At 24.1% G+C, this 13,758-nt stretch carries 11 protein-coding genes and 1 pseudogene; 11 read left to right on the plus strand and 1 reads right to left on the minus strand.

What is annotated here, in order from left to right:
- The first annotated feature begins 2 nt into the window (after nucleotides 1-2).
- The 11 genes from dnaA (at nucleotide 3) to H7686_RS00055 (ending at nucleotide 12,748) form a co-directional block, all read left to right on the plus strand.
- Nucleotides 3-1,520 carry a chromosomal replication initiator protein DnaA gene (dnaA, locus tag H7686_RS00005; protein WP_444517544.1) on the plus strand — a complete coding sequence of 506 codons (1,518 nt, stop codon included), beginning with the start codon at nucleotides 3-5 and terminating at the stop codon, nucleotides 1,518-1,520.
- A gap of 11 nt (nucleotides 1,521-1,531) precedes the next feature.
- Nucleotides 1,532-2,671 (plus strand): DNA polymerase III subunit beta, encoded by a 1,140-nt coding sequence (dnaN, locus tag H7686_RS00010; protein ID WP_193622022.1) that lies wholly within the window; start codon nucleotides 1,532-1,534, stop codon nucleotides 2,669-2,671.
- A gap of 40 nt (nucleotides 2,672-2,711) precedes the next feature.
- Nucleotides 2,712-3,959: a serine hydroxymethyltransferase gene (gene glyA, locus H7686_RS00015; RefSeq protein WP_193622021.1), complete on the plus strand. Its 1,248-nt coding sequence runs from the start codon at nucleotides 2,712-2,714 to the stop codon at nucleotides 3,957-3,959.
- A 168-nt stretch (nucleotides 3,960-4,127) separates the two neighbouring features.
- Nucleotides 4,128-4,361 carry a 50S ribosomal protein L31 gene (gene rpmE / locus H7686_RS00020; protein ID WP_193622020.1) on the plus strand — a complete coding sequence of 78 codons (234 nt, stop codon included), beginning with the start codon at nucleotides 4,128-4,130 and terminating at the stop codon, nucleotides 4,359-4,361.
- A gap of 39 nt (nucleotides 4,362-4,400) precedes the next feature.
- Complete coding sequence (locus H7686_RS00025; protein ID WP_249175827.1) at nucleotides 4,401-4,988, plus strand: thymidine kinase; 588 nt, start codon at nucleotides 4,401-4,403, stop codon at nucleotides 4,986-4,988.
- 65 nt (nucleotides 4,989-5,053) lie between these two features.
- Nucleotides 5,054-5,497, plus strand: a complete 444-nt coding sequence (locus tag H7686_RS00030; RefSeq protein WP_444517545.1) for a nucleoside deaminase — start codon at nucleotides 5,054-5,056, stop codon at nucleotides 5,495-5,497.
- 229 nt (nucleotides 5,498-5,726) lie between these two features.
- Nucleotides 5,727-6,371, plus strand: coding sequence for a hypothetical protein (locus H7686_RS00035; RefSeq protein ID WP_193622018.1), 645 nt, complete (start codon nucleotides 5,727-5,729; stop codon nucleotides 6,369-6,371).
- Between the two features lie 70 nt (nucleotides 6,372-6,441).
- Nucleotides 6,442-8,298, plus strand: a complete 1,857-nt coding sequence (gene mnmG, locus H7686_RS00040; protein WP_193622017.1) for a tRNA uridine-5-carboxymethylaminomethyl(34) synthesis enzyme MnmG — start codon at nucleotides 6,442-6,444, stop codon at nucleotides 8,296-8,298.
- Nucleotides 8,291-8,908 (plus strand): 16S rRNA (guanine(527)-N(7))-methyltransferase RsmG, encoded by a 618-nt coding sequence (gene rsmG / locus H7686_RS00045; protein WP_193622016.1) that lies wholly within the window; start codon nucleotides 8,291-8,293, stop codon nucleotides 8,906-8,908. Before mnmG ends, rsmG begins: the two co-directional genes overlap by 8 nt.
- Before the next feature lie 625 nt (nucleotides 8,909-9,533).
- Nucleotides 9,534-11,315, plus strand: coding sequence for a hypothetical protein (locus H7686_RS00050; RefSeq protein ID WP_193622015.1), 1,782 nt, complete (start codon nucleotides 9,534-9,536; stop codon nucleotides 11,313-11,315).
- A gap of 269 nt (nucleotides 11,316-11,584) precedes the next feature.
- The gene (locus H7686_RS00055; protein WP_193622014.1) at nucleotides 11,585-12,748 is read left to right on the plus strand and encodes a hypothetical protein; all 1,164 of its coding nucleotides are present in this window, start codon (nucleotides 11,585-11,587) and stop codon (nucleotides 12,746-12,748) included.
- A gap of 503 nt (nucleotides 12,749-13,251) precedes the next feature.
- Here the strand turns inward: H7686_RS00055 and H7686_RS00060 are convergent.
- Nucleotides 13,252-13,625 (minus strand): annotated as a pseudogene (locus H7686_RS00060) (reverse transcriptase domain-containing protein); the annotation flags it as partial.
- Nucleotides 13,626-13,758 lie beyond the last annotated feature (133 nt).

Genomic DNA, 13,758 nt, shown 5'->3' on the forward strand with positions numbered 1-13,758 from the left:
CATTGTCGGTAAGACAAGTTTTAGATAAAGTGGTAGAAGAATTGTCTATAAGGTGTAGTCCAGAGGTTTTTAGAGCTAATTTTATTAATATGAAAAATCCTTATAAAATAGAAGAAAATACTATTTTTATTTTAGTTAGTGATTTTATTAAAACTAAAATTATTTTACTGAATTATTTAGATTTAATTCAGGAAATTTCTAAAAAATATTCTGATAAAGAAATTTTTTTTAAATTTTTGTCTGACGAGGATTTATCAACTAATTCTGATAAAAATATGGTTATAGATACGAATAATTCAGATAATTTTACTGATGATGATTTACTAACTAATTCTGATAAAAATATGGTTATAAACGGGAATAATTCAGATAATTTTGATAAAAATAAATCTTTAAAAACGGATTATTCTTGGGATTTAAAAGAATTTAATTTGAATTATAATGATAATTTTTATTCTGGTTTGGAATCTAGGTATAATTTTGATAATTTTGTTACAGGAGCGAGTAATGATTTTACTTTTCGAATTGCTAAAAAAACCGCTAACGAAGAAACCTTATTGAGAGCTAATCCTTTATATATTTTTGGAGATGTTGGTTTAGGTAAAACTCATTTAATGCATGCTATAGGTAATTTTATAATTCAAAAAAATCCCCATAAAAAAATTTTGTATGTGAAAGCCGAAGGATTTATGGAAGAATTTACTTCTAAACTGAAACAAGATCAAATGGATGAATTTCATGCGAAATATAGAAATTTAGATGTTTTATTAATAGATGATATTCAAATGATGGAAAATGCTAAATATACGCAAATAGAGTTTTTTAAACTTTTTGATCATTTGAATTCTCAACGTAAGCAAATAGTTATTACCAGCGATAAACCTGTAACTCAATTAAAAAAAATTATGGGTAGGTTAACAAACCGTTTTCAATCAGGTTTAGTGAGTGATATTAAGAAACCCGATCAACAACATTGTTTAAAGATTATTCAAAAAAAGTTATTATCAATGCCAAGTAATTTAAGAAATAAATTAAATAAAGAAGTTTTAAATTTTATTTCTTTTCATTTTGGCGATAATATCCGTGAATTAGAAGGAGTTTTATTGCGTTTATTGAATTATACTCAAATTTATGGTTTCGAAATGAATTTGACAAATTCATTAATCGCTTTAGAACCTTTGTTAAAGAATAAAAATAATATTTCTCCTGAAGAAACTGATATTAGGAACATTCAGAAAGTTGTTAGTCGATTCTTTAATATTAAATTTAGTGATTTAAATGGTCAATCTAGAGATCCTCAATATTCTTTACCTCGGGATATAGCTATTTATTTAATTAAAAAGAGAAATAAAATTTCTAATGAAATGATAGGTTTTCTATTTAATAAAAGACATTATTCGACTATTTCAAAATCTTATCAGAGAATCAAAAATAAAATTAAAGTGGATCAAAATTTAGAAAAAAATATTCAGAAAATAATGTTAAAGTTAAATAATGATAATCTCGCTTTGGAGGGTTAATTCAAACAATTATGCATTTAGAAATTACAAAGGAAGTTTTATTGCATTATTTATTACAAATTTACAAAATACTTCCTCCTAAAACTCTTTTTCCTATTTTTCATTATATTAAAATTAAAGCTTTAAATAATGTTTGTTATTTAGAAGCGATGGATTATAATAAGAATATTCAATTACAAATTAAAGACACTGATTTATCAGTTAAACAAAATGGTTCTTTGGTGATCATAGGTAAACATTTAGTAGATATTATTAAAAAAATTGATTTTTGTTCGTTAGAAATGACTCTTGTAGAAGATTATTTATTATTTATTAATTCTAAAAATTCTGAATATAAATTAAAAGTTATTGATTTGCAATTTTTCCCCTCTGTTAGTTTTGATTTTGAATCTGATAAATGTTTAGTTATTAAAAAGGAACTTTTAAAAAAAATTATTAAAGAAGTTAATGTTGCTGCTTCTCGTGATAAGCAACAAAAAATTCTTATGGGAGTTAATTTTATTTATGAAAATTCTATTTTAAGAGTTTTGGCTACAGATACTTTTCGAATTGCACAAAAAGAAATATCATTAGATTTAGATTATTGCGATTTTAATATTACTGTTTCTTATAAAAATTTAGAAGAATTATATAAATTATTAGATTATCAAAAAGACGAGTTCGTTAATATATTTATTAATAAACAAAAAATGATTTTAAAATGTGATAGTTTATTGTTTCAAACTACTCTTTTAGAAGGAAAATATCCTGCATGGCCTATTATTAAGGTTGATTCTTTTCCTTTTTTTGTAAAAATTAATAGATTAGATTTTTTAAAAACTTTAGAAAGAGTTTCTTTAGTTTTAACTAAAGAAGAAAATGTTTTTTCTAATATTATTAGATTATATATTAGATTAGATAATATTATAGAAATTTCAGCTAGTAGTGATGAAATCGGTCAAGCTTCAGAGCGATTAAATTCTATTGAAGTTTTTGCTAATGAAAATGTAGAAACTTTTTTAAATGTTCAACATTTAGAAGATATTTTAAAGGTATTTGCGGTTAAAGAATTTAAAATGATTTTTGATAGTTTTGCTACATCTTTTGTTATTTTTAACGAAGAAGATGCTGGTATGTTATATTTGTTGTTTCCTGTTGTCGGCAAAATATAATATTATTCAAAAATTAAAATATTGGTGGTTTTTCGAGAACATGGATTATCTTAAAAAAAAGGATATTACAATATATAATTTAATTTTAAAAGAAACAAAAAGGCAAGAAGATTGTTTAACATTGATTGCTTCTGAAAATTTTACATCTCCAGCTGTTTTAGAAGCTCAAGGAAGTATATTAACTAATAAATATGCAGAAGGTTATCCTGATAAAAGATATTATAATGGTTGCTATTGTGTTGATGAAATTGAAAAAATAGCAATTTCAAGAGCTCAACAATTATTTAATGTTAAATATGTTAATGTTCAACCTCATTCAGGAACTCAAGCGAATATCGCTGTTTTGCAAGCTTTATTAAAACCTAATGATGTTATTTTAGGTATGTCTTTGGATGCAGGAGGACATTTAAGTCATGGTTCTATTTTAAGTTTTTCTGGTATTTTCTTTCGTTCTTTTAGTTATAGTGTTTCTCCGGAGACAGAAATTCTTGATTATGAAAATATTCTTAAAATAGCTTATCAAGTGAAGCCAAAATTAATTATAGCAGGTGCTTCTGCTTATTCTAGAAAAATTGATTTTGTAAAATTTCGCCAAATTGCTGATAAAGTTAATGCTTATTTAATGGCGGATATTGCTCACATAGCAGGATTAATAGTAAGCCGTTTACACCCTTGCCCTTTACTTGCTAAAGCTGATGTAGTTACTTCTACTACTCATAAAACTCTTAGAGGTCCTAGAGGCGGAATTATTTTAACTAATAGTTTAGAGATAAATAATAAAATTAATAAAGGTATTTTTCCTGGAACACAAGGGGGACCTTTTATGCATACTATTGCTGCTAAAGCGGTTGCTTTTAAAGAAGCTTTAACAAGTGATTTTATATTATACCAAAAACAAGTGGTAAAAAATTCTTTGTGTTTAACTAATTGTTTAATAAGTTTAGGCTATCGTGTTATTAGTGGTACTACAGAAAATCATTTATTAACTGTTGATGTGACTTATAATAATCCCCAATTAAATGGTAAAATTGCGGCAGATATTTTGCAAAAAATTAATATTATAGTTAATAAAAATTTTATTCCTTTCGATAAAAAGAAAGGTTTTTATCCTTCAGGAATTCGACTAGGAACTGCTGCTATGACTACAAGAGGCTTTAAGGAGAAAGAATTTATTCAAATAGCTTATATGATAAATCGTGCTTTAAAAAATTATCAAAATGAAATTATTTTAGCACAGATAAAAAAGGAAGTTTTAACCTTAATTGCTAAATATCCTTTATATTATTAAAAATTAATATAAAATTTTGATTTTATTATTGATATTTTAATTTAAATTTGGTGAATATGTTAAAATGTATTAGTGAAGATTTTTTTATCAAATTTTAATTATTCAAAAATCGTTTGTATTGGTTATGAAAAAATATTAATTTTATTTATTTAGAAAAGGATATAATTTATGAAAAAGACTATTCAACATCCTAATTTTTATGAAATTGAAGTCGCTTGTGCTACTTGTCATAAAAAACATAAAATCGGAACTACTGTGGAAAAAATTAAGATTGAAACTTGTTCTAATTGTCATTCTTTTTATACAAATTCTCAATCTTTTGTTACAGTCGCAGGCAGGATTGATAAATTTTATAAACGTTATGGTAAATTATCAGGCGCTAAAGACAAAAAATCAAATTGAATTAATTATTTATCAACGAAGAGAGAGGTTATCTTTATAATGATGGTGGTAGATGAAGAAGGTTTTATTGAAGTTATTTGCGGTCCGATGTTTTCTGGAAAAACAACTGAATTGATCAAACGCATTAATTTATTAAAATCTTTACAATTACAATTTTTAGTTTTTAAACCATTTATTGATAATCGTTATTCGTGCAAAAGTGAATTAATTAACCATAATTTAGAAAAAGCTCCTGCTATTTTAATTGGTCAAAGTCAAGAAATTTTTAATTTTATAAAACCGGGTATTGATTTTATAATTATTGACGAAGCCCAATTTTTAGATTCTGATATCGAAACAATTGTTAATGATTTATCTTATCAAGGTATACGTATTATTATAGCAGGTTTAGAATTAGATTTTCGTGGTAGACCTTTTGGTTCTATGCCATATTTATTATCTATTGCTGATAGAGTCACTAAATATAGATCTTATTGTTTTATTTGCGGAAAAGAAGCATCCAGAACTCAAAGAATCTATTCTAATTTGAAAAATAAATTTTCAATTGAGAAAGAACCAATAATTTTAATAGGCGGAAAAGATTATCATGAACCTTGTTGTCGAAAATGTCATAAATTTAAATTTTAAATTATTTTTGTATTAATGTTGTTTTAGGTTTGCATTTGGTTATGAAAAAAAAACATTTTTGCTTTATGAAAGAAGCTTTTCGGGAAGCGCAAAAAGCTTTTGAAAAAGGAGAAGTTCCTGTAGGGGCTGTTGCGGTAATAGATGATAAAATTGTAGCTAGAGCCCATAATAATACAGAAAATAGTCAATTATTCTTTAGTCATGCAGAATTTTTAGTTCTTATAGAAGTTAATCTTCAATTAAAAAATTATAGAATGAATATGGTTGATATTTATGTTACTTTAGAACCTTGTATGATGTGTTTTGGAGCTTTAATTCAATCTCGAGTTAATAAAATTTATTATAGCGCTTCTAATGTGAATTTTAATTTTTATCATAATTTTTTATATATCTATAATAATTTAAAATATCATGAAAAATTTGTTAAATTATTTATTTTTGAATCAGAGAGTCGTAATATTTTAAGAAAATTTTTTTCTGATTTAAGACATAAACGTTCTTATAATTGATTTTTTAATGTATAATAATTTAGGTGATGATGTTTAAATTATATATTTAATAATTTTTTTAAAAATCATCATTCAATGTTAATTAAAATGAATTTGGTCAGATCTTAATTGAAGCAGCCATAAATTTTATTGCATGTGAGTGGTGATTTTTAAGAAAATTTGTTATATAATTTATATATATAAAGGTAATTTAATTTTTAATAAAAATAAATAGGATAGGTTTAACAATTTGGGTTTTAATTTTTGGAATGAAAGTAAATTTCAGCTTTTACCTTTAGTTTTTGATTCTGTCAAAGGCGAGCCTTTTCATGAGGATGAATATAAATTAGATCAACAACAGGTTAAAATTCAATTTTATTATTTGAAACAAAATGAATATCAAGATAATTTTACTAAATTAAATCAGTATGTTGTTTGGACTTTAAAAGATAATATTTATCGAGTTTTTATAGATAAATTTTATTATGAAAAATTTAGTATTTTATATCAACCTGAAATTAATATTTTTTTTATTAAGTATATTTTGAATTCTTTAAAAACTTATAATTCTATGTTATTAAAGAGATATTTTTATATGTTTTGCGGGTTTTTATTTTATGTATTAAATGTTATTGTCTTTTTTAAATTAAATTATTTTTTAGGTAATTTCAAATTACTCTTAATATTCTTATTTTTTCTGTTATTTTTGATTTTCTCGTTATATTTAATTAAAAATCAGAATAGTGTTTTTGTAGATAAGAAAAAGAAATTATTCCAAGAATTTAAAAATAATATGGAAAGTTTTTTGGGAAAAGAAGTTACAGAAAAAATTTTATTAGAACATAAAGAATATTTAACTTTTATATCTGATAAAATCAAAAATGAAAATGAATAAATTTATTTAATTATTTTTATCAGAAATTTAATTTAAAAGATGACAATTCTTTCGGAAAGGCATGCTTAAAATGAAATATTACCAAACTATTGTAGTAGGCGGTGGTCATGCCGGTGTAGAAGCTGCTTTAGCTTTAGCAAAACAATCTCATAAAACTTTGTTAATCACTGGTAATTTACAACAAATAGCTTCCCTCCCTTGTAATCCTTCTATAGGTGGTCCAGCTAAAGGTGTAGTTGTGAGAGAAATTGATGCTTTAGGTGGTATTATGGGAAAAGCTGCTGATATTTGTCAAATTCAAATGAAAATGTTAAATACTTCTAAAGGACCAGCTGTCAGAAGTTTAAGAGCTCAAATAGATAAAATTAAATATCCTCAGTTTATTTTAAAAACACTTAAAAAAACTTCTAATTTAACTTTAATAGAGGATTTGGTTGAAAATTTAATTATTCAAGAAAACGATTCATGTGTTAAAGGAGTTAAATTAATTAGCGGCAAGATTATTTATAGTGATATTATTATATTAACTACAGGAACTTATTTAACAAGTAAAGTTTTAATAGGTTCTAAAATTATAAATTCAGGTCCTAATAAAGCTCCTACCACTTATGGTATCAGTGAACAATTAAAAAAATTTGGAATGGAAGTTATTCGTTTAAAAACAGGAACTCCTCCTAGAGTTCATAAAGATACTATTGATTATAGTAAAACTGTTGAACAAGCGGGTGATAACATTTTCCGAACCTTTAGTTCTCCTTCGATTATTAATGATTTAGGTGTGCAGAAATTATGTTTTTTGACTCATACTAATAATGATACTCATCAAGTAATTCGTAAACATTTAGATAAATCAGCAATGTATAGTGGTTATATTTATAGTTCTGGTCCGCGTTATTGCCCTTCTATAGAAGATAAAATAGTAAGATTTTGTGATAAAAATAGACATCAATTATTTATTGAACCTGAAAGTTTGTTTTCTGATGAGATGTATTTGCAAGGACTATCTATGAGTATGCCTTGTGAAGTGCAAGAAGAAATTTTAAAAACTATTCCAGCTTTTTCAAAAGCTAAAATTGTTAAATACGCTTATGCCATCGAATATGATGCTTTTAATCCGAATCAACTGTTTCATACTTTAGAAAGCAAAAAAATTAAAAATTTATTTTTAGCTGGTCAAATTAATGGTACTAGTGGTTATGAAGAAGCTGCCTGTCAAGGACTAATCGCAGGAATCAATGCAGCTTTAAAACTTCAAAATAAACCTCCTTTTATTTTAAAACGTAATGAAGCTTATATTGGTGTTTTAATTGATGATTTAATTAATAAAGGGACTTATGAGCCGTATCGTTTATTAACTTCTAGAGCTGAGTTTCGTTTATTATTGCGGCATGATAATGCAGATTTAAGATTAATGCCTTATGGTTTTAAATTTGGTTTAGTTGATTATAAAACTTTCGATTGGTTAAAAAGCAAACAAGTGAAAATTGATTCTTTAAAAGAAAAATTAAGTAATTTTTATTTAGATATAGAGGATTTTCGTAAATTAAATATTCATTTGGGTTCTCGTCGTATGAGTTTATATCAGTTATTAAAAAGATCTGATTTACAAGAAGATATTTTATATAATTTTTTTTCAAATCAATATTCTGCTGATGTTATAGAGCAAGTAGGAATTCAAATTAAATATGAAGATTATATTTTAAAATCTGAAAAAGAAGTTAAAAAAAATTCTTATTTGGAGGAAAAAATAATACCTAATAATATTGATTATCAAATGATTAACAATTTATCTCAAGAAGCTAAAGAAAAATTAACTAAAATAAAACCTTTTAATATAGCTCAAGCTTCTCGTATTTCTGGAGTGAATCCTGTTGATATTAATATTTTATTAATTTATTTGCAAAAGTATAGTAATTTTCATGTATAAATCATGTTTACAAAAAAAATTCAAATTAAATCAATTTCAAATGATGAAATTTCATACATATGCTATGTGTTTATCCGATTCTAATAATCAAATAAATTTAACTTCGATATTAGAACCTGAATCAATATATATTAAACATTTTTATGATTCTTTATTAGTGTCTTCTTTGGTTGATTTTAATCAAATCAATTCCTTGTGTGATATGGGTACAGGAGCAGGTTTTCCGGGAATTCCTTTAAAAATTGCATTTCCTCATTTAAATTTAATTTTAATCGAATCTTCTTATAAAAAAACTATTTTTTTAAAAAGTTTAGTTAAAAAAATATCTTTACAAAATGTTTATATTTATAACCAGAAGATAGAAAAGCATCATCTTCGATATGATTATCTTATAGCTAGAGCTTTAGGAAGATTAAATATTATTTTAAAATTAGTTTATCCTTTATTAAATAATCAAGGTAGTTTTATCGCAATGAAAGGTCCTAATTATGATAGAGAGTTTATAAGTGATAAAATTTTTGATAAATTCCGATTAAAAGATAAACAAATGGTCCATTTACCTAATCAAATAGGTACCAGAGTAAATTTATTATTTAGTAAATTGATATAATTTTATTTTTTAATAACGATTGGTAATTTATAATTTTTTATCATCTGGATCGAATTTTAATTAATAGTTTTTTCTTATTTATTTTAAATTTAATTTTTTCGATTATTATCTTTTAAGTTATATACAAACGGCGTTATTTGATAATAATTTTAATTTAAATAGATTGAATAGATATAGAAAGCGCTATTAGAGAAAATAATAATGATAAAATTCTATCAACAAGATTTTAATATTCTTTTTAATTTTTATATTGATAGTATTTTTAATCAATTAATTATCAATCGAATTAATTTAAATATTTTTAAATGGGATTTTGGAGTAATTTTGGTAGTTCGCTCTGGTTATATCTAGTTAATGTTTATTATTGAATAAATTTAAATTAAAATGAAAATTTATTTGTATTTGTTTCTTTAAGATTTATTTTTGGTAGTAATTTAATATTTATGAAATTTAGTGATTATTATTAATTATTTTATGTATATATTCGTTTAAAAATAATTTAAGTAATGTTGATTTATTTCAAAAAAACCTAATTAAAGATGATATAGATATTTATTAAGTTATTGAATTAAATTATTTATTATTTTTGATTCGAAAACAGAAAAAGGAATTAATATAGAATTTCATGAATAAGTTATGGCAAAATATTTCTTATATTTTAATTTCTTCTTTTATTATTATCAGTGTTTTTTTAATAGGTTTGATTATTGTTAATTATGACAAAAATAAAGCTTACAAGAACCTTCTTGATAATTCTCAAATTTTTGAACAAAGTCCGAATAATGAAGAAAATACTAAATTTATAAAAGACGGATCAATAACAAGTTTCCCGCCTAAATCTTATTATGATTTTCAACAAGACGACCCTTTGGTCTTAGAAAATGAAAACAATCAACAAGAAGATTCCCAATCAACTACACAAAGTTTTCAAACTATTAGTCATACAGTAAATTCAGGTTCACCAGAAAATACTCAACCAAGAACTAATAATGAAAACAATCAACAAGAAGATTCCCAATCAACTACACAAAGTTTTCAAACTATTAGTCATACAGTAAATTCAGGTTCACCAGAAAATACTCAACCAAGAACTAATAATGAAAACAATCAACAAGAAGATTCCCAATCAACTACACAAAGTTTTCAAACTATTAGTCATACAGTAAATTCAGGTTCACCAGAAAATACTCAACCAAGAACTAATAATGAAAACAATCAACAAGAAGATTCCCAATCAACTACACAAAGTTTTCAAACTATTAGTCATACAGTAAATTCAGGTTCATCAGAAAATACTCAACCAAGAACTAATAATGAAAACAATCAACAAGAAGATTCCCAATCAACTACACAAAGTTTTCAAACTATTAGTCATACAGTAAATTCAGGTTCACCAGAAAATACTCAACCAATAATTAATAATGAAAACAATCAACAAGAAGATTCCCAATCAACTACACAAAGTTTTCAAACTATTAGTCATACAGTAAATTCAGGTTCACCAGAAAATAATCAACCAAGAACTAATATTGTTTCTTTTGGCCAAAGACATTTTTATAATCCGAATTTTTTCGAATTGATTCTAAAAGTTTTAAATTTTGAAGTAATTGAATGGAGAATTATTCCAAATTTACATCCTGAAGATTTATTTTCTTTTTTCAAAGAAGAACCTAATAAATTTTTCACTCAAGAACAAAGAAATTTAATTATTAAATCTTATTTAGATGATTATAATATTCGAAGATTATTAAAAGAATATATTCTTCAAAATTACATTAATTTCCAAGAATTATTTAAATTCGGATTTACTTGGGAACAATTAGCTTTTTATTTTGGCTTTTTCAATTCAGATTTTCCTAAATATATTGGAGAAGTTTTAAAAGGTAAAAAGGTTATATGGAAACAATTATCAGAATTATATGTTCATGATTTATTTATATTTTTGGATGAAGAACCTGATAAATTTTTCACTCAAGAACAAAGAAATTTAATTATTAAATCTTATTTAGGTGATTTAGATGTTCGAGAAACTTTAAAATTTTGTATTAAAAAAGATTCTAAACTTTTTTCAAAATTACTTAAATTTGGATTTACTTGGGAACAATTAGCTTTTTGTTTTGAATTCCAAAATAAAGCTTTTTATAAATATATTAAAAATGTTTTGAAAGGTAAACCAGTTGATTTTATAGATTCAAAAAATTTAAATTATCATGATGTATTTAGATTTTTTATACAAGAACCTGATCACTTTTTGACTAAACAACAAAGAAGCAGAATTATTCAAGCTTATTTATCAGATGATAATATTAAAAAATTTTTAAAAAGCTCTATATACTATGAGACTATTGGTATTTCGCAATTTTTTGAATTTGGATTTACTTGGGAACAATTAGATTTTTTGTTTTGATGTTCGCACTTCAGATTTTCCTGAATACATTAAAGAGTTTTTAGAAAGTCAAAAGGTTTTATATTAAGAGATATCTGATTTATATAATAATGATTTACTTTTATTTAATTTTATTTTAATATTTTTTTGATTATTATAAAAAGTTATTATTGTTTATTTGTTTATTTGGTAAAATTAATCGAGATGACATTTTTAAAAAGTTTATCTCGATTAATTTCTTTTTTCTTTTTATAATAAATTCATTAATCAAGGAAGTTATAAAATATTTTATGAATATCACAAAAATTTTTAATTATAAATTGATTGTATGTATTATTAATTTATTTTTGATAAGTGGAATGTTTTTTGCAGTTTTTTCTAATTATCAAACACAAATAAATTCTAAAGAAGTTATATTGTCTCCTAAAAATAATATTCTTAACAAATATAATGATGATTCAAAAATGGTGATTCCTGAGAAAAAATTTTTTTCAATTGATCAAGAATTTTTAAAAAGTATTACTGATATAAGAAAAAAAGTTTTTAAAAATGGTGAATTAGTAGGAATTAAATTATATGAAAACGAAGATGATAAGTTTCCTATTATGTTTGAAGAATATAATGAGAAAAATTTTATAACACAAGTTACCAAATATAACAAAGAAAATGGCTTTAAATTGTATACAATTAAATATATTTATGATAAATCATCAAAAGTTATTAATAAAATTAAAGAAATTTATAATGATTTGCAAAAAATTAGTCAAATAGAAATATACAATGTTAATTATAGTTTTGATAAATCTAATGATTGTTTGAGTAAAGTTACTAAATATAATGATTTTAATAATATTTTGTATACTATAGATTATATTTATAATAAATCACAAAAAGTTAGTCGTATGAATAAAGATATTTATAATGATTTAGGTAAACGTCTTTTTACAGAAATTTATCATATCATTGATGGTTCAGAGATGCCTGTTTTGATAAAAAAAATTCGTTATTCTTTGAAAAATGGTATAATTGAATCTATTTTTCACTATTTTAACGCAAAAGATAATAAAAAAAAGATAGTTAAGCAATTTTTTGTTGGTGGTATTCTTTATAAAACTATTACAGAAGAAACCGATTTATTAGCCAATAAAAAAACTAAAATAGTTTATCAAGATCGTAATGACGAAATATTTAAGATTAGCGAATATGATTTGAATCAACATATGTGGTGTTCAGACGTTTATAAAAATAAAGTTATTGTAGACAGACGTTGCGAAGATAAAAAAGATAAAAGTAATCGTTCTTATAAGCATTATCAAAAATTACAAAATAAAGAAGATTTAGCTCTTATTGACGAACAATTTATTGATGAACAAAATAATGTATGGAATAAACAATATATTTATAAAGCTAATGGCGAATTAGATCATGTTATCTCTAAAAAAATTTATTATTAAAAATATTTTGTATTATTTTTAGATATCATAAGTAATTAATTTATAATAAATTTAAGATTTTAATCAAAAATTAAAATTTTTAAATTTATTTAAATTTTGCTTTTTTTTATTATAATAATATTTAAGGGTGCTAAATAGACTTTAATTTTTTGGATATCATATATTTTTTTGTTGAGCTTTTTGCAATGATAAACTTGTCTCTGATGGGTTACCAGCGTTTTTGATCTATCGCTCTTCTCCAGTTAGGTGTTCCGACATGATGGATTTCCAGAGATTGATTTATAATTGACAGATTTCGCATTTCTGCGCTATTAACCTATCAGTTAATCTCGTTCGTCCTGGGAACAGATATTATTTTAGTCATTTCCTCTTATTAATTCATCATTCTTTTAATTTTCTCTCAGGAGCACTTCTCCCATGATTCTATTTTCATCTTTTGAATTGGTAAGTTATATTTTATTCCCTATCCCGATTGATGGTTCAATTTCTTCCGAACTCTAGTGATGGAGGATATTATGTTTAATGGTGTCAAAAAATCTTTAAATGTCATTTTAATTAAATAGTCAATACCCTTAAATCTTTGTTTGACGCGTTTGATAGCGTCATGGCCAGATTTTTTGGTTCTAAATCCAAAGCTCTATTCTGAAAAAATATTTTCAAAATAGGGAATTAAGAGTTGTTCGAGGCATTTTTGTATTAACCGATCTTTGATGGTGGGTACCCAGGGGCCTGGTTCTTTTATTATCATGAGGAATGAGAATTCTTTAACTGGTTTCGAGTTGTCTTGGTTATGAACGTATTTTAGATGATATTTATTTAATTTGTTTAAGTTCATATCATTTAATGTTCTCTTATCAACTTCGGGTGTTTCTGCCCCCCCCCTTTAGTTGATATCAACTAGATTAAATGCGAGTTAGTTAATTCGTCCCCCGCTTGAGTTCTTGTTTCAATGTCGGTTTTTTGAAAGATCGTTCATGAATTTTATTCATGGTTCGCGGAAGCTTAACTCA

Origin of the sequence: Candidatus Phytoplasma asiaticum (assembly GCF_015100165.3) — a bacterium.
Taxonomy (GTDB): domain Bacteria; phylum Bacillota_I; class Bacilli_A; order Acholeplasmatales; family Acholeplasmataceae; genus Phytoplasma; species Phytoplasma citri.

What these genes read in the sequence shown, in the direction of transcription:
- dnaN (WP_193622022.1), top strand. Translation starts at nt 1,532, where the DNA reads ATGCATTTAGAAATTACAAAGGAAGTTTTATTGCATTATTTATTACAA.
- glyA (WP_193622021.1), top strand. Translation starts at nt 2,712, where the DNA reads ATGGATTATCTTAAAAAAAAGGATATTACAATATATAATTTAATTTTA.
- rpmE (WP_193622020.1), top strand. Translation starts at nt 4,128, where the DNA reads ATGAAAAAGACTATTCAACATCCTAATTTTTATGAAATTGAAGTCGCT.
- H7686_RS00025 (WP_249175827.1), top strand. Translation starts at nt 4,401, where the DNA reads ATGATGGTGGTAGATGAAGAAGGTTTTATTGAAGTTATTTGCGGTCCG.
- H7686_RS00030 (WP_444517545.1), top strand. Translation starts at nt 5,054, where the DNA reads ATGAAAGAAGCTTTTCGGGAAGCGCAAAAAGCTTTTGAAAAAGGAGAA.
- mnmG (WP_193622017.1), top strand. Translation starts at nt 6,442, where the DNA reads ATGAAATATTACCAAACTATTGTAGTAGGCGGTGGTCATGCCGGTGTA.
- rsmG (WP_193622016.1), top strand. Translation starts at nt 8,291, where the DNA reads ATGTATAAATCATGTTTACAAAAAAAATTCAAATTAAATCAATTTCAA.
- H7686_RS00050 (WP_193622015.1), top strand. Translation starts at nt 9,534, where the DNA reads ATGAATAAGTTATGGCAAAATATTTCTTATATTTTAATTTCTTCTTTT.
- H7686_RS00055 (WP_193622014.1), top strand. Translation starts at nt 11,585, where the DNA reads ATGAATATCACAAAAATTTTTAATTATAAATTGATTGTATGTATTATT.